The sequence below is a fragment of the Sulfurimonas sp. genome (genome assembly GCF_023228785.1).
Lineage (GTDB): Bacteria > Campylobacterota > Campylobacteria > Campylobacterales > Sulfurimonadaceae > Sulfurimonas.
This window is the reverse complement of record NZ_JALOAN010000001.1, coordinates 92125-111592: the sequence shown is the minus strand read 5'-3', so window position 1 is coordinate 111592 and position 19468 is coordinate 92125. Positions and strand designations below refer to the sequence as shown.

The 19468-nt window shown below is 34.0% G+C and carries 15 protein-coding genes and 3 pseudogenes; 12 read left to right on the top strand and 6 right to left on the bottom strand.

Going from position 1 to position 19468, the window contains the following annotated elements:
• Positions 1-230: 230 nt before the first annotated feature.
• From M0Q24_RS00500 to M0Q24_RS00475, 6 genes and pseudogenes are all read right to left on the bottom strand, one after another.
• Positions 231-1088 (bottom strand): L,D-transpeptidase, encoded by an 858-nt coding sequence (locus M0Q24_RS00500; RefSeq protein WP_295045650.1) that lies wholly within the window; start codon positions 1086-1088, stop codon positions 231-233.
• Positions 1089-1093: 5 nt separating this feature from the next.
• Positions 1094-1429, bottom strand: a pseudogene (locus tag M0Q24_RS00495) (CZB domain-containing protein); the annotation flags it as partial.
• Between the two features lie 57 nt (positions 1430-1486).
• Positions 1487-2221, bottom strand: a pseudogene (locus M0Q24_RS11675) (methyl-accepting chemotaxis protein); the annotation flags it as partial.
• Between the two features lie 18 nt (positions 2222-2239).
• Positions 2240-2371: pseudogene (locus M0Q24_RS00485) on the bottom strand (hypothetical protein); the annotation flags it as partial.
• Positions 2372-2615: 244 nt separating this feature from the next.
• Positions 2616-3920 (bottom strand): bifunctional UDP-N-acetylglucosamine diphosphorylase/glucosamine-1-phosphate N-acetyltransferase GlmU, encoded by a 1305-nt coding sequence (gene glmU, locus M0Q24_RS00480; protein WP_295045647.1) that lies wholly within the window; start codon positions 3918-3920, stop codon positions 2616-2618.
• Positions 3921-3940: 20 nt separating this feature from the next.
• The gene (locus tag M0Q24_RS00475) at positions 3941-5239 is read right to left on the bottom strand and encodes a metallophosphoesterase family protein (RefSeq protein WP_295045644.1); all 1299 of its coding nucleotides are present in this window, start codon (positions 5237-5239) and stop codon (positions 3941-3943) included.
• Positions 5240-5596: 357 nt separating this feature from the next.
• On the opposite strand from M0Q24_RS00475, the gene M0Q24_RS00470 reads away from it, so the two are divergent.
• The 12 genes from M0Q24_RS00470 (at position 5597) to bioV (ending at position 19289) form a co-directional block, all read left to right on the top strand.
• On the top strand, positions 5597-6361 hold the full coding sequence (locus M0Q24_RS00470; RefSeq protein WP_295045641.1) for a MotA/TolQ/ExbB proton channel family protein: 765 nt from the start codon (positions 5597-5599) through the stop codon (positions 6359-6361).
• A gap of 18 nt (positions 6362-6379) precedes the next feature.
• Positions 6380-7156 (top strand): flagellar motor protein MotB, encoded by a 777-nt coding sequence (locus tag M0Q24_RS00465; protein ID WP_295045638.1) that lies wholly within the window; start codon positions 6380-6382, stop codon positions 7154-7156.
• Positions 7156-7890 carry a flagellar type III secretion system pore protein FliP gene (gene fliP, locus M0Q24_RS00460; protein ID WP_295045636.1) on the top strand — a complete coding sequence of 245 codons (735 nt, stop codon included), beginning with the start codon at positions 7156-7158 and terminating at the stop codon, positions 7888-7890. The genes M0Q24_RS00465 and fliP overlap by 1 nt, the downstream gene beginning before the upstream one ends.
• 7 nt (positions 7891-7897) lie before the next feature.
• On the top strand, positions 7898-9016 hold the full coding sequence (trmA, locus tag M0Q24_RS00455) for a tRNA (uridine(54)-C5)-methyltransferase TrmA (RefSeq protein WP_295045634.1): 1119 nt from the start codon (positions 7898-7900) through the stop codon (positions 9014-9016).
• Positions 9013-9735: a hypothetical protein gene (locus M0Q24_RS00450; RefSeq protein ID WP_295045631.1), complete on the top strand. Its 723-nt coding sequence runs from the start codon at positions 9013-9015 to the stop codon at positions 9733-9735. Before trmA ends, M0Q24_RS00450 begins: the two co-directional genes overlap by 4 nt.
• Positions 9725-11506 (top strand): DNA helicase RecQ, encoded by a 1782-nt coding sequence (gene recQ / locus M0Q24_RS00445; protein WP_295045628.1) that lies wholly within the window; start codon positions 9725-9727, stop codon positions 11504-11506. The genes M0Q24_RS00450 and recQ overlap by 11 nt, the downstream gene beginning before the upstream one ends.
• A gap of 232 nt (positions 11507-11738) precedes the next feature.
• Positions 11739-13145 carry a TrkA C-terminal domain-containing protein gene (locus M0Q24_RS00440; RefSeq protein ID WP_295045626.1) on the top strand — a complete coding sequence of 469 codons (1407 nt, stop codon included), beginning with the start codon at positions 11739-11741 and terminating at the stop codon, positions 13143-13145.
• Positions 13146-13220: 75 nt separating this feature from the next.
• Positions 13221-14273, top strand: coding sequence for a 3-dehydroquinate synthase (aroB, locus tag M0Q24_RS00435; protein ID WP_295045624.1), 1053 nt, complete (start codon positions 13221-13223; stop codon positions 14271-14273).
• Entirely contained in the window at positions 14270-15916 is a 1647-nt protein-coding gene (locus M0Q24_RS00430; protein ID WP_295045621.1) for a mechanosensitive ion channel domain-containing protein, read from the top strand. Before aroB ends, M0Q24_RS00430 begins: the two co-directional genes overlap by 4 nt.
• Positions 15913-17157, top strand: a complete 1245-nt coding sequence (mtaB, locus tag M0Q24_RS00425; RefSeq protein WP_295045618.1) for a tRNA (N(6)-L-threonylcarbamoyladenosine(37)-C(2))-methylthiotransferase MtaB — start codon at positions 15913-15915, stop codon at positions 17155-17157. Before M0Q24_RS00430 ends, mtaB begins: the two co-directional genes overlap by 4 nt.
• Positions 17144-18781 carry an AAA family ATPase gene (locus tag M0Q24_RS00420; protein WP_295045616.1) on the top strand — a complete coding sequence of 546 codons (1638 nt, stop codon included), beginning with the start codon at positions 17144-17146 and terminating at the stop codon, positions 18779-18781. Before mtaB ends, M0Q24_RS00420 begins: the two co-directional genes overlap by 14 nt.
• Positions 18768-19289 (top strand): pimelyl-ACP methyl ester esterase BioV, encoded by a 522-nt coding sequence (bioV, locus tag M0Q24_RS00415; protein WP_295045613.1) that lies wholly within the window; start codon positions 18768-18770, stop codon positions 19287-19289. Before M0Q24_RS00420 ends, bioV begins: the two co-directional genes overlap by 14 nt.
• Positions 19290-19468: the final 179 nt, after the last annotated feature.

Below are 19468 nucleotides of genomic sequence, written 5' to 3'. Positions count from 1 at the left end.
AATTGGTATGAGATTTATCCTCAACTTAGTATCTTTTTCAGCGAAATTGTGTCAAAATACACTAAGTAATTTAGAGATAGAAGGTGGGTTTACACAGTTTATTTTACACTCTCCCCATTAGTGCTCAACAACTCTAAAATTTATCTTTTTTTGCTAAAATCCCAAGTCTTTTTATACACTCTTTCAGATTATGACGCTAGAGTCTTGGTCTATGGAAATTGTGCGACCTATTATGGAAGTTCATCCATATGTTTGGATGTTTTTTTGCCATTTATATTTACTGAATCAACCACCAACATATATTCTCCTGCAAGAAAATAATTTCTTGGGTGCTTAGGTGGTTTTTTATATGGATGAGTCCACTTTTTATCTTTGTATAGATGTTTAAAAAAGACAAGATTATTGTCCAAAAAAATATTTAATTCTTCACTCATGCGTATACATCCGTGTGAGCGAGGTACGCCAAACTCTAGTGAGCTTTTATGCGTATGAATGGCAAACTTTAGTTTGTCTCTTATGAGTTTATGCTTTTTTTTATCTTTTATCTTTGTGCCATTTATATCAAAAGTGTTGTAGCGAATACTGCTTTGCTCTCCAAAGTAAAAAACGAAACTACCTTTTTTTCCATAAGGAAGAGTTAGATTGTCATCGAGCATCTCGCCTTTTGAGCGCCAACCGCTCTTGATGCTAAAGAGTCCTGATGGAGTTTTAAAGTAGTGATCTTCTCTGCTTTTTACTTCTACCTCTCTACTCATATCACCACTAGAGATAAAATCAAAACCAATAGCAAAGAAGTTATTTGCAGAGGTGTCATATAAAACTAAGATAAATACTTGATTTGATAGATCTACAAAAGAGATGAACTGAGATTTTTTAAACTTACTCTTGTACTTTTTGAGGTGTTTTTTGACTTTTTGCCAGTAGAGGGCATCTATGCTAAATTTTTTCTCTCTTGCTACAAGTTTTTCCCTTGTGTCAAAGGATTTTAGTATGACTTGAGAAAAAAACTCATCTTGGATTTTTTTTACATCAAATTCTGATGCTCCAAGATAACTTAAAGCCAAAATAAAAATAAAAATTATCTTCAAATGAACTAGCTATTTACTCTTTTTGTTGGATCTAACTCATTTACAACTAAGTCTAAAATTTCAAATAATTTTTCACTCTCACTTTCCATATTTTTGAAGTTATTGATGATTTCATGTTCAATATTTGCCTCAAAGATAGTACTGTTGCCCATGAGTTCTATATTTTTAATAACATTTGAATGAACTTTTGCATGAGGTGCATCTATGGCTGAGTAGTTTTTAGTGTGACCATATCTCTCTTTTCCATCTGCTATATACCATTTGCCTAATCGGCACTGTTTATGATCCCCAAACTGAGCTTTTATCTCGTGAGATAAGACTGAAGTATAGGCATTTGACTTAAATAAAATATGGTCAATTTTTACAAGAACCATAAAGAGAGAATCACGAATAAAACTAGCATATTCAGCCGAGTCTTGAGCATTTGTTTGAAACTGCTTAAGCGTAAGAGCAAAATTGTCTATAGTGCTAGTAACATTTTGCGAGATGTCTGCCATCTCTTGTGAGTTTGATTGAATTTCTTGCGTCTCTTGTTGAAGAGTTTGAATAGTTATAGATATCTCTTGAGTTGATTTTTGAGTTCTCTCAGCAAGTTTTCGCACTTCATCAGCAACTACTGCAAAACCACGTCCATGTTCGCCTGCTCGTGCTGCTTCAATTGCAGCATTTAGAGCTAAGAGGTTTGTTTGTTCTGCTATATCTTTTATGATGTCAGCAATAGCTGAGATCTCTTTTGATCTCTCAGAGAGAGAATCTATATTGTTACTAGTTGCATCTATTTTATGGCTAAGATTACCAAATAAACCAAGAACACTATCCATTGTGTCTAAAGAATTATTTGCTTCTTGTGAAGTTTGATCTGACATTTGAGAGATCTTATTTACTTCCTCAGAGTTATTTAAAAGATTTTGCTGGATAATAGTTAAACTGTGAGAAATTCCGCCACCTAAATCGTGAAGTTTTTCACTAAAGTTACCTCTAACTTGTGCTTTATAACCATCTTCTATAGTTTTAACAGAGTCGTTGATGGCTTGAGTTGCTTGTGTTAAAGTAGGGTTTAGACCAGTTGTGTCAGCGTAGTAAGAGTTTGAAGTGTCTTCTGCTATTTTAACGGCTTTTACTGTCTCTTGCATATAGTGTTTTAACTGTTTTATCATAGAGTTAAACTCAACTCCAAGTTCGTATATCTCAGCTTTACCAATCTCAGGGGCTACAACTTCAAAATCCCCATGAGTAAGTTTTGTCATAGAGAGGGTAGTCTTCTCAATAGCTTCTTTTACCATAAGCAGTTGAGAGCGAAGATAGAGTGCTAAGAGAATATGGACTATAACAATTCCTACCATTAAAGGGGAAAAGTCAAAGATAAAGACTTCTAAAACAAATCCTAAGGCAAAAAGGACTAACTGCAGGGTATTTGAGTGTGCAGAATTTTGTAGAGTTGAGTTGTTCATGTTTTTTTCCGTTATTTAGAGTATAGATTGCTTAAAGATGAATTGTATCTAAAAAAAGTTATATAAGTTTTATAAATCATACTTTTCTAAAAAATTTGTAATAAAAATCTTTAACAATCGTTAATTTAGTTCGGCTAATGGCTAAAACTCCGCTTTGTATCTTAGCTGCAGTTACTGTAGTCCCAGCTGCTATCATAACATCATCTTCAACCACAAGTGGTGCTATGAGTTGTGAGTCACTTCCGATAAAAACATTTTTACCAATGATGGTTTTATATTTGTTTACGCCATCATAGTTACAAGTGATAACACCAGCTCCAATATTTGTTCCCTCATCAACTTGTGCATCGCCAATATAACTTAGATGACCAGCTTTAACACCTATAAGGGAGCTTTTTTTAACTTCTACAAAGTTTCCGATGTGAGTATCTTTTAGTTGTGACATTGGGCGGATATGGGCTAATGGACCTACATCTGAATCTATGATGCGGCTATCTTCTATAACGCTTGATGATTTTATATGAGAGTTTGAGATAAGTGTATCTCCAGTTATGCGGCAGTTATTCTCTACCTTGCATTCGCCCTCAAACTTCACACTCTCTTCTATATAAATAGTGTTAGGAAGTTGCATAATAACTCCTTCTCTCATCCAATGTGATTTGATTCTCTCTTGCATAATCACTTCACACTCAGCTAGATCTTCTTTAGAATTTACGCCTCTAAAATGCTCTTCATCTACTAAAAGAGGTACGATACTAATAGAATCTGCTTTAGCTAGCGAGATTATGTCAGTTAAGTAGTACTCTTTTTGAGCATTATCATTTTTTAAAAGAGGGATATATTTTTTAAGTACAGATGAACTAAAAGCATAGACTCCAGCATTTACACTTTTTACTTTTAACTCATCTTTATTTGCATCTTTATGTTCAACGATCTTTAAAACTTCGCCATTTTCAATGATAACGCGACCATAACCACTAGGATCTCCTAGTTCAAAAATAGACATGATAATCTGGGCATTGCTATTTAAAAAACCACTTAGTGCATCAGCAGATATAAGTGGCATATCACCATTTAGAACTAAAACACTTTCATATTTTGGCAAGATATTCATCATAGCTCCACCAGTTCCAGGGAAATTTTGCGCATCTTGTGTAACAAAGTTTATATTAGTAAAAAATTTGCTTATCTCTTTTATAACCTCGTCTTTTTGGTGTGCTACAACTATGGTTATATCATTTGAGATCTCTTGTGATGTTTTAATGATGTGGTAAAGCATCGGCTTACCACTTATATGATGGAGTACTTTTGCCTTGTTTGACTTCATACGACTGCCTTTTCCAGCAGCTAAAATTACTATACTTAGATCTTTTTTATTCATATTTCCTCTTATTTATAATTTTATTGACATGGGGTAGTGTTTTTCTTGATGATAAACTCATCTAATATTTTTGCATCTATACTTAAAAACTTCGAGCTTAGTGTGGTTGGGGTTATATCTATGATGAGTGAACCCATTTGTTCGTAAGCAAAAGGTAGAGCAGGGTGTTTTAGAGTAGCGTGCTCTAATTTTGAAGAGGATCCACAAACTTGATAGATAGTTCCACTATCTTTACTCGGTTTTATGGACTTTGTATAACAACTTTTTGCGTCTTGAACTATGTTATGTTTGCCCAAAGTATTACTTTTTCCTATGTGGTTGATCATAAGTTTTGAGCGCTCGTAGCTATGTGAATGTCCGCTTAAAACTAGATCTACTCCAAACTCATCAAAGATGGGGACTAAATTTTCTCTAACCTTTTTAAGTCTACCACCACTATCATAATCACTATCTGAATTGTGACTACCATCAGTATATGGAGGAGTGTGAAGTGCAACAATAACCCAAGGTTTTGTATTTTTCTTTAAATCTTCTCTTAGCCATGCTGCTAAGTCTGAGTTTCTGTCTATACGGTACATCTCGCTATCGAGCATAACTAAGTGAAGATTTCCACTCTCTATAGAGTAAAACTTCTCATTTCCACTAGGCTCTCCACCACTCTCGCCTTTTGTTGGAAAGTCAAAGATATTATAAAATGCCCATCTTTTAGCATCGTTATTACCTATAACTGCCCAAGGCGTAAATCTCTTTAAAAGCTCTGAATAAGGCTCGAAAAAACTCTCATTGTATTGTTTTTGGCTTCCATTTTTATAAGCGTTATTGCCTAGGAGTACCCACATATTAAGATTGTTAAAATCATGCTCTATATAGTCTAACATGGAAGTATAAACTTTTGTTTGGTTTTCTCCTACTTGACCACTATCTCCGATAACCCAAAGTTTCTGAGTATCTTTTGCGGCACAAAGTGTTTTAAAACTTCTATCTTCATTATCTATAGACATAGAATCAGATAAAACTTTGTAGTAATATTTTGTACACTCATTTAAACCTGATATAGTAATAGAGTGTATTTTAGTTTTTTTAGGATCTACTAAAGTCTTATCAAGAGAATCGGAGAAAAAACCATACTCTACCGAGCCTATTTCAAACTTTGGAGAGTTCCATCTAATGGTTATGGAATCTTGCGTTTGCATAACAGTATAAGGTGAACGAGGTACAAAAACATGACTATCATAAGTATTTATGCCAAATCTGCCAATACCATATAATAAAGCAGCAATAAAAACTAACTTTAAAACTGTTTTGAAAAATTTTTTCAATCTATCTCTCACAAAAAATAAACTCAAATTTTCATTTTTGAGTACAAAACACATAGTTGAGAACGCCTCAACCATAACTCTTGCAAAAAAATCACTAACAAAATGATTATTTGTTAAGATTTTATTACTAGAAAATACAAAGGCTATACTTATTAATCATAAGTAGAAATAATTAGGAAATAGTAACACAAGATAGATAAAAGTTGCGAAGATTATCTCCTTATCTACCTATATAAATTGTTTTATCGTATTTTATACAAAGGCGCTCTTTTAATTTTTCCAATTTGTTGATAAATGATAAGTGTATAATATTTTTTGTGGTATTATAAGCTCAATATTTACTCTTAAGGTATTTGAATGGATTTAGGTACGGTTATTGGTATAGTTCTGGTTATAGCTCTTTTACTAGGTGCTATGTCAATGGGTGTGGGTGTAGGTCCATATATAGACATCCCATCTGTTTTGATTGTTGTTGGTGGTAGTATTGGTGCTTTACTAATATCTTTTAAACCAGCACAAATGAAGAATTTTGCAAAAGTTTTTATGGTTGCAGTTAAACCGACTATAGAAGATGAAGTAGCACTTATAAAAAAGTTAGTTGATTTTGCTACAAAAGCTAGAAAAGATGGTATCTTAGCCCTTGAAGGTGAGGTAAACTCCGAGCCAAATGAGTTCTTAAGAAGAGGTCTCTCAATGGCGATAGATGGGAGTGAACCAGACACTATAAGGGAACTTCTTGAAATAGATATGGAAAGAACTAGTGAGAGACATAGAGTAAATGGAACTATGTTTAGTCAGTGGGCAGCTCTAGCTGGTGCTATGGGTATGGTTGGAACACTTATCGGTCTTGTTGCGATGCTTCTAAACATGGCTGATCCATCTGCTATTGGTCCATCTATGGCAGTTGCACTTCTTACTACTATGTATGGTGCTATTATTGGTAATGTCGTGGGCACTCCAATAGCTATAATATTAGGTATTAGAAATGATGAAGAGACTCTAGTTAAAGAGATGATACTCTCTGGCATCATGTCTATTCAATCAGGAGATGCACCTCGTGTATTAGAAGCTAAACTTTTAGCATATCTAGCTCCAAAAGATAGAGTTAGTCAGTTTGACTAATAGGGTAGGTAGTAAATAATGGCTAAAAAAAAGTGTCCTGAGTGTGAGAGATGTCTTCCTAACTGGTTAGCTGCCTTTGGAGACTTGATGTCTCTACTTCTTTGTTTTTTTGTTTTACTTCTTTCAATGTCAAGTATGGATGCTAAAAAAATCTCAGAAGCTATCGGCTCACTCTCTGGCGCAATGAGTGTTTTAGAAGGTGGAGCAAAAACTGAGATCTCAAAAAGAAGAATCCAAGAGTCAACTCCTATAGAGTCTCAAGATGAGACTACAGAAGCGGTAAATAGAATCACTCAAGCTGCAATGGATGCAAATGAGATGATAGATAAAGGTCACGGACCTGCTATTACAGTTGAAGAGGCTCAAGAAGGTTTTGTAATAGAGCTTCCAGCTTCACTCCTTTTTAAATCTGGAAGTGCGACTATAGAAAATGAAGATGCTCTTTTGTTTTTAAAAAGAGTTGCTTTGATAGTTGATGAGCTTCCAAATGCTATGCAAGTTAGTGTTCAAGGTCACACTGACAACCTAGCTCCTGGCAAGGACAGTGTATATAAAGATAACTGGGAACTCTCATCAGCTCGTGCGATCTCTGTACTTCAAGAACTCCTCTTAGATGGAGTTGATCCAAAAAGAATTAGTGCGGCAGGTTTTTCTGAGTATAAACCATTGGCAACAAATGTAACAAAGGCCGGACGAGAAAAAAACCGTAGAGTTGAATTACATTTTTATGGTAGTAAAAGGGATGATGAAGCAAAAACAAAACGCTCTATCTTAGATAAGGCATCAGCTCAGTAATGATAAGAATATTTTTTCTCTTTCTAGCTTTGGCATCTATTCTTAACGCTGAAGCTGTAACTATCCCTACTATGAATTTTGCTCTCTCGTCTCCTGATACACCAGAGCAACTAGTAAGCTCGTTAAATGTTTTAGTCGTTTTAACACTTCTTTTCTTAGCTCCAAGTATGATACTTGTAATGACAACTTTTACTCGTTTTGTTATAGTATTTGGTTTTTTAAGACAAGCTCTTGGAACCCAGCAAGTTCCACCTACTCAACTACTTGTGATGCTAGCAATGATATTGACTTTTTTTGTTATGGAGCCTATCGGCAAAGAAGCTTATGAAGTTGGGATTAAACCATATATAGAGGAAAAGATTGGTTATGAAGAGGCATTTGATAACACTACTCTTCCCTTTAAAAATTTTATGGTTAGAAATACTAGAGAAAAAGATTTAGCTCTATTTTTTAGAATAAGAAAGATGGAAAATCCAGCTACTGTAGCAGATGTACCTCTCTCCGTAATCATTCCAGCTTTTGTTATTAGTGAGCTAAAAACAGCTTTTGAGATAGGATTTTTACTCTTTTTACCATTCTTAGTTATTGATATGGTTGTAGCTTCTATACTTATGTCTATGGGTATGATGATGCTCCCACCTGTTATGATCTCACTGCCCTTTAAGATCCTTGTATTTGTTCTTATAGATGGTTGGAATCTGCTCATAGGTAACCTCATAGCGACGATAAAGTAGGACGATGATGAATTGTAAGTATTTTGGAGAGTGTGGGGCTTGTAGAGTCTATGAAGACGGATATGAGTCTCAATTAAGTAGTAAGTTAGAGTTAAACAAAGAGAGGTTTTGTGCTTTTTATGAGGGTGAGATCTCTGTTTTTAGATCTCCAACCTCACACTATCGCTCAAGAAGCGAGTTTAAGATTTGGCATAAGGATGATGATATCTTCTATGCGATGAATCATCTAGATCGCAAAGGCATAGTCTTAGTAGAAGAGTGTCCTCAAGTAAATGAGTACATTGCAGCTCTTATGCCAAAACTCTTACTTGCTATAAAAGAAAAAAATATAGGCTTTAAGCTCTTTGGAGCGGACTTTTTAAGTTCAAGTAGTGGCGAAATCGTAGTCTCTTTGATATATCATAGAAAACTGGGCGATGAGTGGCTAGTTAAAGCAAAGATGGTAGCAGAGGAGCTTGGCATCTATATTATAGGTCGAAGTCGTAAGCAAAAGCTTGTAGTTGGACAAGACTTTGTAACAGAGCATTTAAGCGTTGATGGCGAGATTTATAAGTTTAACTATATAGAAAATAGTTTCACTCAACCAAATTCTAGGGTTAATGAGCAGATGATTACTTGGGCTACAAAGTCGCTAGAAAGTTGTGATGGAGACTTGCTAGAATTATATTGTGGTGCTGGTAATTTTACTATACCCTTTGCAAAAACTTTTAAAAAAGTACTAGCTACAGAGATATCAAAGTCTTCTATCAATGCAGCAAAAACAAATATGCTCTTAAATGAAGTAACTAATATTGAGTTTTTAAGAATGAGTGTTGAAGAGTTTACTCAAGCGGTTGAAAGAAAGAGGGAATTTACTAGAATGAAAGATATCGATATAAATTCTTATAATATAAATACTATCTTTGTAGATCCACCTAGATCTGGCATGGATGAGACTTCCTGCGCTATGGCATCAAAGTATGACAATATCTTGTATATATCTTGTAATCCTGAGACTCTTCTAAGAGATCTAGATCTATTATGTAAGACTCATAAAGTTATAGATATGGCTCTTTTTGATCAATTTGCTTATACTCATCATGTTGAGATGGGAGCAAAACTAGTAAGAAAGGATAAGCCTAAATGAAGTCTCTTTTTATAATTTTTCTTTTATTTTTTTTGCTCCAAGGGGATGAGTTACAAAGAATAGAATCCATCATAAATGATATAACTAAACTTAGAGTTGAACATGAAGAGTGTAAAAAAGCTTTGGACTCAAAAGGCATTATAAAAGTAGAGACGACTAAAGAGAGTGAATGTGAAAGTTATGAGAAAACTGTAGAGATTCTAAAGACTAAAAACATTTCTTTAGAGAAAAAACTCCAAGAGCAAACCAAAATACTAAAAGATACTGAAAATGAGAGAGAAATATACAAAAAAGCAGTAAAAACCAAAGAAGATCAAATAGAAATCTTGAAAAATCAAATCGTTTTTTTAGAAAAAAAGGGCGAAACTAAACCAAAAGTAGTTGTAAAAGAGATAATTAAAGAAAAGAAAATATATCCAAAAGATGACAATATTTTTCCAACTCTTATGCCAAAACACACAAAGTTCAAAAAAGAAATTCTAAAAACTAAAGAGATAGAAGAAGAGACAAAGCCAACTACATATAGACTAAAATATGATAGTAAGATCTATAATGAAATTAGTGGAGATGAGATCTACTTATGGGAAAAAGATAGAACTTTTACATCCAATATCCAGACTCAAAACTTTACTAAGATAACAGGTTATTTTATAGACAAAAAATGGCAAAAAGCCGAAGAAGAGTTGTGGATCAAAAAAGTAGATATCTTTGAGAGATAAGCTACTAAAATCAGTCTTTGGGCACGATAGCTTTAAAAACTACCAAGAACAAGCTGTAGATGCCATCTTAGAAAAAAAAGATCTTATAACCATACTTCCAACAGGTGGCGGAAAATCTCTTTGCTATCAACTTCCATCTCTTATGATGGATGGCGTAACTATAGTTATCTCTCCGCTTATTGCTCTAATGCAAGATCAGGTCTATGCACTAAAGAAAAATGGCATTAAAGCCGAGATGATAAACTCTTCTCAAGACTTTAATAGCATCCAAGAGATAACCTCAAGACTTTTAGAAAATGATATAAAACTTCTCTATATAGCTCCAGAGAGACTAAGTGCAAATGGTTTTTTAGATCTCCTAAAAAGAGTAGAGATCAACTTTTTTGTAATAGATGAAGCTCACTGTGTAAGTGAGTGGGGACATGAATTTCGAGCAGATTATAGAAACCTCTCAATGCTCAAAGAGATCTTTAACGATGTGAGCATTGCCGCTTTTACTGCTACTGCTACACATAAAGTTCAAGAAGACATAGTTAGAACTCTAGGACTTTTTGATCCAGTAGCTCTTCGTGCTAAGACACTAAGAGAAAACCTCACAATAAGCTCACAACAAAGACTGGGAAATGGTCGAGCTCAACTACTTGACTTTATAGCAAAACACAGATCTAAATGTGGTGTTATTTACGCTTTTAGTAGAAAAGATGTAGAGGCTGTTGCTGGTTTTTTAAAAACAAAAGGTTATAAAGTTGGAGCTTACCATGCAGGTTTTTCAAGCGAGGTAAGAGAGCGAGTTTATAAAGAGTTTATGTATGAAGAGGTTGATATCATAGTCGCTACCATCGCTTTTGGCATGGGGATCGATAAGAGCAATATCCGCTTTGTAGTACATATGAGTATGCCAAAGACTGTTGAGAATTATTACCAAGAGATTGGTCGTGCTGGGCGAGATGGACTCGCTGCTGAGACCTTGCTACTCTACTCAAAGGGCGATGATCTAAAAATGAGATCTTTTATAGATGTGCTTGAGAACAAAGAGTATAAAGAACTACTATATAACAAGCTAAAAAAGATGTATAGTTATGCAAACTCTAGTGAATGTAGACATAAACTCATAGCAAAATACTTTGACGATGAGATCGAGAGTTGCGAGTATGTTTGCGATAACTGTAGGCGTGGAAGCGTTGAAAAAGTTGATATTACTACAGAAGCTCAAAAACTTCTCTCTTGCATCTATAGGTGTGAGCAAAGATTTGGACTCACTCATGTGATAGATGTTCTAAGGGGATCTAAGGCTAAAAGAGTCTTGGAATTCAAGCATGATAAACTCTCAGTTTACGGCAAGGGTGAAGATGTATCTAAAGATCTTTGGAGTGCCATAGGAGATAGACTTTTTGAGTTAGATGCCATTGAAATTGGCGAATTTAGAGCTATAAAACTAAAGAAATATGGTGCGGACATCTTAAAAGGTTTAGTTAAAGTTGAGATAGATAAACATAAAATGACTCAAAAATCAAAAAGAGTTAAAAAAGAGAGCTTAACAACTGTAGATGATGTAATATTTGAGAAATTTAGAGCTCTAAGAGCTGAAATTGCAGCAAAAGATGAAGTTCCTGCATATATAGTTTTCTCAGATAAAACTTTGGTTGATTTTATAGACAAACTACCACAAACAAAAGATGAGATCTTAGGTGTTAACGGGGTAGGCGAGGTGAAATATGAAAGATATGGAGAGGAGTTTTTAGCTCTTTGTAGAGAGATAAAATCTTTATAAATATTAAAGTTATGTAGGCGGGGCTAAAGCCCCACTTCCGGAAAACTTGATAAATTTTAAAGCTTGACATCTCTTTTGGAAGTGAGGTTTTAACCTCGCAAGGACAAGGCTTTCAAACTCTACACTAGCTTTAAAGCCTCATTTTCGAGGTATTTCATAATCTCGCACCACTAAGTTATGTAGAGTTTAAAAATGATATAATGGCAAAAAATTTAAAAGAGTAGAGCCTATTTTGAAAAAAATTTTGATAATCAGCGATGGTAGTGCGGGTGAACATTTTATACAAAGAGTTATTGAGACATATACAAGTGAAAATATTTACTATGTGGTAGAACTCAAAGCAAAAGAGTATGAAGAGGTTAATCCTGCTCGCTTTAAATTTTATGAGTTCGATCCAACTAGTTTTTATAAACTCTCAAATCTTTTAAAAATGGAGTTTGTTCAAGTTATTCTTGCGATGGATAGTCAACTCGACACTGAAAATACTATCAAAAACATAAGACTTGTTAAAAAAAGCCTTCGTATAATTGTGCTAAATCAGTGGGATATAAACAATGAAGACTCTGATGTTATCATGGTTAACTCAAATGAGATTTTAGCATCAAGGCTTCTTGATTATTTACCAAATGTTCCTGTAATTGCTCAAAATGTGGGAATAGGTGAGGGTGAGATAATGGAAGTTTTAGTTCCATTTGGAAGCTCTTTTGTTTATAGACATATTGGTGTGATAGAGCAAAAAAACTGGCGAATAGTTGCCATCTACAGAAATAGAAAACTTCTTATGCCATCACGAAGAAGAATGATCCAACCAAATGATCTCTTAGTTTTAGTTGGTGAACCTGCAGTTCTAAAATCAGTTTATCGTGCGATTAAGAGAGAGTTAGGGCAATTCCCCGAACCTTTTGGATCAAACATCTTTTTGTATGTAGATATGTGCTTAGTAAACTCAAGCACTATAAAAGAGATGATAAGACGAGCAGTTTTTGCTCATAAAAAATTTAAGCACAACCTAATTATAAAGGTTGTAAACCCAAGTAATATTGAGACCATTCAGTATATAAAAGAGTATAGAGATGAAAATGTTATTGTTGATATTGAGTACAAATCACGAGATCTAAGAGCTACTTTTTATAGTGATATAAAGTCATACCATATAGGTTTAGTTATAGTCTCATCTGAAATGTTTGAAGATTACTACACAAGAAATACTCTTTATGAATCTCATGTTCCTGTTTTAAAACTCTCTGATAGATCTTTTTCTAGTGTTAAAGATGCAGCAATTATACTGACAAATAACCGTGATTTGGAGAAGATCTCTTCTACTATTTTTGATATCTCTGAGCAGATGGGATTTAACTTAGAGATCTATAGCTATGTTAATGAACATGATGATGATAAAGAGCAAACTATCGAGCACTATAACAATCTTGCTGCAATTTTTTCTAAAAGTATTAAAGTTATAAAAGAGAATGAAAACCCTATACGAGAGCTTAGAAAAAAAGAGAATTTTGTTCATATATTGCCATTTACTCCAAAGGTAACAAAGAGAAGAATCTACTCACTTTTATCAACGGATAGTGAAAAATTATATTATAAACTAGACAATTATCATCAAATTTTTCTACCTGTTCAACTATAAAAGCGTGATTTAGCTCTTTTTTACTCTTTTTAAAGTATTATCTATCCTATTAAAAATTGAAAATTTGGATAGCTGATGCAAGTAAATATTCCCCTTAAAAAAACCGTTGATAACTCTTATGATATAAGTATAGAGGCACTTAAAAAAAACCATTTTGACACAAAAGTTGCCATTGTTACAAATCCAAAAGTAGCAGGACTGCATCTAGCTTATCTTCTTAGTTTTATCAGTGCAAAAGAGCTTTTTATCATAACAATAAGTGATGGGGAAGAGTATAAAAATCAAGAAAGTGTGGATACTATTTTAGAGTCACTCTTTAACCATAGATTTAATAGAAAATCAATGCTTATAGCATTTGGTGGTGGTGTTATTGGCGATATGACGGGTTATGCAGCTAGTATCTACCAAAGAGGCATCGACTTTATCCAGATCCCAACTACGCTACTTTCTCAAGTAGATGCAAGTGTTGGCGGAAAAACAGGGATGAACAACGCTTATGGCAAAAATCTAATAGGTGCATTTCATCAACCAAAAGCTGTTTTTATAGATCCATACTTTTTAAATACACTTGCACCTAGAGAATTTGGTGCTGGAGTTGCTGAGATGGTTAAGATGGCTATAACATTTGATAAAGAGTTTTTTGAATTTTTAGAAAGTGCAGAACTTAAAGACAAAGAAGTGTTAGCTAAAGCTATAAAAAAAGCAGTCCAGACAAAAGCTAGTGTAGTTGCTAAAGATGAGAAAGAACATGGTCTTAGAGCTGCACTAAACTATGGACATACATTTGCTCATGTTATTGAAAATGAGACTGATTATAAAGAGTTTCTTCATGGTGAAGCGGTGGCTATTGGCATGATAATGGCAAACGAAGTTTCTGTTAGCCTTGGATTGATGAATGAAGATGAAGCCCTAAGAGTTAAAAGATTTTTACAAAAATACAATTTACCAACAAGTTATAAAATCAAAAATGAAAATAGCTTCTATGAGGCATTTTTTCTTGATAAAAAAAGTTCAGATGAGAGTATTACTTTTATACTAGCAAGGGGCATTGGCGAGGTTGAGATTAAAAATGATGTAGAAAGAAGTTTGATTATTTCTGCTTTAAATAAGTTTGGAGATCTTATATGAAAATACTCCTTTTATTTTTTTTATTACTTAATTCTATAGTCTTTGCAGAGATTGGATCTATAGAAAAACTCAGTAAAGAAGAACTGTTAAAGATAGAGCAAGAACAAGAACAAGAACAGCAAAGACTAAATAGAATCTCTGAGCATCTTATTAGCTCAAAAAAGCTAGAAGAGGAGATATCTAAAGAGAAAGTTTGGACAAAGAGTTATGCGTCTTACTTGACTTCACTTGAAGTTAGAGAGTCTTTGCAAAAGATAAAAGAGAGAATAAAATTTTTAAAAGATAAAAAAGCAAAGACTCTAAGTGAGCAAGATGAATTAAACGCAATCATCTCAAAAGAGAAGATTTTAACTACACAGATAGAGAAATTTAAAGAAAAAGATAGCGCACCATTTTCAACGCTTATAACTCCACCTAGTATTGAAGATACTCCTAGTATTACTAATCCTTTTGATATTTTTACAGGTATCTCACTTATAAAAACTCTAAATTCTGATTTTAATGACTATATAAAAAGAAAAAATGAACTAACTCAACTTATAACTCTTTTACGCAAAGAGAGCAATATCTATAAAGAGATAGCGGCTTTAGACGTAGAAAAAAAATATGAAAAAAACATAGAGAAGATGCATAAACAACTAGAGAGATTTGAAACAGCGCTTGAGACTATGGAAGTTGCATCTGAAGTTTATCAAAAAAGATTGGAAATTATTGAGATAAATATTAACAAAGACATCGAGGTTCAGGTTTTAAAGCTGGGCAAGATAGGTGTAGTTATCTTGGTCGTCTTTTTGATATTTTTTATCTTGAAGTTGATTGTTAAGAAGTATATAACTGATAACGAGAGATTTTATATGACAAATAAAATCATCACTTTTTTAAATGTCACACTTATTATAATCATCCTATTTTTTAACTATATAGAAAATGCTAGTTATCTTGTAACTATACTTGGATTTGCTTCTGCTGGTATTGCTATTGCCATGAAAGACTGGTTTATGAGCATACTAGGTTGGCTTGTTGTGGTCATCGGTGGTAGTATCCATGTTGGAGATAGAATACGCGTTGATATGGCTGGGATGAAGTATGTTGGAGATGTTATGGACATCTCACTTCTTCGTATGACAATACTTGAAGATATAACCTTAACTGCTGTTAGCGATAATAGAAGAGCTGGTAGAATCATTTTTATCCCAAATAACTATGTATTTACACATATGATAGCTAACTACACGCACTCTTCACTAAAAACAGTTTGGGATGGGGTTAATATCACCATTACTTTTGAGTCTAACCACAAAAAAGCTATGCATATAGCAAAAGAGATAGTTAAAAAGTACTCTAAGGGTTATACAGACATAACAAGAAAACAGTTAAACAAACTTAGAAATCAGTACAGCTTAAAAAATACAAATGTTGAGCCTAGAATCTTCTCTTTTATAAAAGAAAATGGTGTATCTATAGACTCATGGTATTTGACGAATGCTTATGCCACTTTGACACTAAGGAGCGTTATATCTGTGGAGATTGTTGAAGCTTTTAACAAAGAAGATGATATAACTATTGCATATCCTACTCAAAGACTTCATCTCAATAATGAGACAAAAAAAGAACCTCCTTTTGATATTAGTGAGACAATATGAAAAAAGTCTATTTTAAAACTTTTGGCTGTAGAACAAACCTTTATGACTCACAAGTTATGATGGGTGCTTTAAAAAATTATGAGATAACTCAAAATGAATTTGAGGCTGATGCAATAGTTATAAACTCTTGTACAGTTACAAATGGAGCAGATACTCATGTTCGCTCATACTTAAATCATATAGAAAAAACATCAGATGCAAAAGTTTTTTTAACGGGTTGTGGTGCTCATACAAAAGGCGAATCACTTCTAAAGACAGGTAGAGTACACGGCGTCTTTGGGCAGAGTGAAAAGCTAAAGATAGAGAGTTTCTTAGAAGAAGAAAAACCATTTTATGACGCTGGAGATCTCAACCACATAGATAACGCAGTAGTGGATGACTTTGTTGGTAAGAGTAGGGCATTTATAAAGATTCAAGAGGGTTGTAGTTTTAGATGTTCGTACTGCATTATTCCCTTTGTTAGAGGGGACGCTAGGAGTATGGATGAGCCTCGGATCTTAGAGCAGATTCAAAGACTCGCATCTAATGGTTTTGGAGAGTTTATATTAACTGGCACAAATGTTGGAAGTTATGGACAAAAAACAGACAGCTCACTTGCATCTCTTATGAAAAAAATCTCTCAGATCCGTGGAGTTAGACGCATAAGACTTGGAAGTGTTGAGCCTATTCAGATTACAGATGAGTTTAAAGAGATCTTAGAAGAGAGTTGGCTTGAGCGCCATCTTCATATCGCACTCCAACACACTTCACCAAAGATGTTAAAGCTTATGAATAGAAGAAATGTTTATAAGCATGATTGTGAGCTTTTTGAAGAGTTAGCATCTAAAGGTTTTGCTATTGGCACTGACTTTATCACAGGACATCCTGGAGAGAGTGAAGAGTTGTGGCAAGAGGCTATGAAAAATGTAAGAGATCTTCCACTCACTCATCTTCACGCTTTTACGTACTCTAAGCGTGATGGAACTCCATCAGCCACTTTAAAACCTGAAATAAATGGTAAGCTTGCAAAAGAGAGACTTCATGAGTTGGAATCTATAATAAAGCAAAAAAATATAGACTTTAGAAATACTTTTAAGGGAGAGTTAGAAGTTTTGATAGAGAGTCAAAAAGACTCTTTATTTGTTGGACATGACCAACATTTTAACAAGATTGTAGTTGACTCAAAAGAAGATCTACTAGGAAACTGGGTAACTATAAAAAACTATGAAGTTAGAGGAGAATTTAACCATGCCAAACTCTAAAACAAACAAAATACTGCTCTATTTGTCGTCATTTTTCATTGTGTCTTTGGTACTTTTTGCCATACTTAGAGATAATTCATCAGACACTACTTTATACAATGCTCAAAAAATGCTTGATAATCACACAGTAGAAAAAGTAACCATCACAAAAGACTATGTATATTTAAAAACTGATAAAGATGTTTACAAGATTGCATCCTCTCAAGTTAAACCTGAGATGTTTTTAAATCATAAAGTTGAAGTTGGTACTAGTTCAAATATTATTGTTTATATTCTTTTTGCAGTTTTATTTTTAGGTATAGCTTCTATTATTTTTAGATGGTGGCAAAAGAGAGAAAGAATCATTGAAGGTGGTGGAGTAAATGCTTCAAGAGTTGAGATCCACAACACTCCACTTGAAGCAATAAAAAGTGATGTTAAGTTTAGTGATATTGGTGGCATTAGTGATGTGAAAATTGAGCTTGAAGAGATCATTGACTTTATGAAAAAACCAGCAAGATACAAAAACTTTGGTGCTAGAATGCCAAGAGGTGTACTTTTAGTTGGTCCTCCTGGTGTTGGTAAAACTATGATAGCAAAAGCAGTCGCTCATGAAGCGGGTGTTCCGTTTTTTTACCAAAGTGGTGCTTCATTTGTGCAGATCTATGTAGGAATGGGAGCAAAAAGAGTTCATGAACTCTTTTTAGCTGCAAAAAATTCAGCGCCCTCCATCATCTTTATAGATGAGATAGATGCAGTTGGTAAAAAAAGAGATGGTGTAAGAAATGATGAGAGAGAAGCTACACTAAACCAACTCCTAACTGAGATGGACGGCTTTGAAGGGCAAAGTGGGATAATCGTTATTGCAGCTACAAACCAGATAGAAGTACTAGACTCCGCACTTCTAAGAGCTGGAAGATTTGATAGAAGAGTCTTTGTAGAGCTTCCAACAAAGCAGGAGCGTGCCGCTATTTTAGAGAAGTATCTAAGCAAAGTTCCAAATGACTTAGACGTAATGAGAATAGCAAATATGACAGTAGGTTTTAATGGAGCGGCACTAGCAGCACTTGTAAATGAAGCTGCACTCTTAGCTCTTAGACAAAATGACAAAAAAGTAAATATAGATCACTTTCATATGGTAAAAGACAAGGTAATGTTTGGAAAGAAAAAGCTCCAGATGCTAAGTGATAAGCAAAAATCTTATAGAGTTACTTATCAAGCAGCAAAAGCTATAGTTGCTACTTACTTTGATCTACCTTTTGAGAAGTTAATGCTCTCAAATGAGAAGCTAACTCCAACTACAGATGAACCACTTATAAAGCATGAGTTAGAATCAAGAGTTAAGATGCTTCTAGCTGGGATGGCAGCTTGTGATATCAAGTATGGCGAGCATGCAAGTAGTGCTAAGATTGACCTTGATGAGGCAAAAGAGTTAGTAGAAAAGATGCTAAAAGAGTATGGAATGGGTGATACTTTGATCTCTTCTGATGAGCAAAATGAAGCTCTTATCTCAAAACTATATAAAGAGACAAAAATACTAATAGAAAAAATGTCAAATATTATGATCGTGGTTGAAGAGATCCTTTCAGAGAAGGAAAGCATCACAAAATCAGATGTTAAAGAAGCGATAGATGCAGTTCTTTAGTGGATTTTCACTTCAAAATGAAAACTATCTATTTAAAGGTTATATAAACGATACAAAGTACACTGTAGCTGGTTTTAGTTATGGAAGTATAAAAGCACTAGAGTATGTTAAAAAAACTTTAGCAGCTAAAAAAAGAGTAGATACTTTGCAACTTTTATCTCCTACTTTTTTTCAAACAAGAGATACAAAGTTTAAGAGACTTCAAATACTCTCCTTTACAAAGAGTGAGATAGTATATATGAAGCAGTTTATAAAGCTATGTTTTGATCCTTATGAGAAAAAGATAGTAGAGCAAAAAAAGAGTACAAAACAAGAGCTAGAAGAGTTACTTAATTATGAATGGGATTTTGATGAATTAGATAGTCTTGCACAACAAGGTGTTAAGCTAGAAGTTTATCTAGGAGAAAAAGATAAAATTATAGATGTAGAAGGCGCGCGAGAATTTTTTACTCAAGTGGCATCTGTGACATATATAAAGAATGCAAATCATTTTTTGCAGATTAGTTAATGTTACGCACTGTAATGAGTAAAAATTGAATGCTCTGAACAATTATCAAGTTGGATCCTGAATCAAGTTCAGGATGACGAGTGTTCAGGATGATGAGTGTTCCGTCATTCCGTGCTTGACACGGAATCTAGTTCAGGATGATGCGTATACCGTCATTCCGTGCTTGACACGGAATCTAG

What these genes read in the sequence shown, in the direction of transcription:
- glmU (WP_295045647.1), bottom strand. Translation starts at nt 3,920, where the DNA reads ATGAATAAAAAAGATCTAAGTATAGTAATTTTAGCTGCTGGAAAAGGC.
- M0Q24_RS00470 (WP_295045641.1), top strand. Translation starts at nt 5,597, where the DNA reads ATGGATTTAGGTACGGTTATTGGTATAGTTCTGGTTATAGCTCTTTTA.
- M0Q24_RS00465 (WP_295045638.1), top strand. Translation starts at nt 6,380, where the DNA reads ATGGCTAAAAAAAAGTGTCCTGAGTGTGAGAGATGTCTTCCTAACTGG.
- fliP (WP_295045636.1), top strand. Translation starts at nt 7,156, where the DNA reads ATGATAAGAATATTTTTTCTCTTTCTAGCTTTGGCATCTATTCTTAAC.
- trmA (WP_295045634.1), top strand. Translation starts at nt 7,898, where the DNA reads ATGAATTGTAAGTATTTTGGAGAGTGTGGGGCTTGTAGAGTCTATGAA.
- M0Q24_RS00450 (WP_295045631.1), top strand. Translation starts at nt 9,013, where the DNA reads ATGAAGTCTCTTTTTATAATTTTTCTTTTATTTTTTTTGCTCCAAGGG.
- aroB (WP_295045624.1), top strand. Translation starts at nt 13,221, where the DNA reads ATGCAAGTAAATATTCCCCTTAAAAAAACCGTTGATAACTCTTATGAT.
- M0Q24_RS00430 (WP_295045621.1), top strand. Translation starts at nt 14,270, where the DNA reads ATGAAAATACTCCTTTTATTTTTTTTATTACTTAATTCTATAGTCTTT.
- mtaB (WP_295045618.1), top strand. Translation starts at nt 15,913, where the DNA reads ATGAAAAAAGTCTATTTTAAAACTTTTGGCTGTAGAACAAACCTTTAT.
- M0Q24_RS00420 (WP_295045616.1), top strand. Translation starts at nt 17,144, where the DNA reads ATGCCAAACTCTAAAACAAACAAAATACTGCTCTATTTGTCGTCATTT.
- bioV (WP_295045613.1), top strand. Translation starts at nt 18,768, where the DNA reads ATGCAGTTCTTTAGTGGATTTTCACTTCAAAATGAAAACTATCTATTT.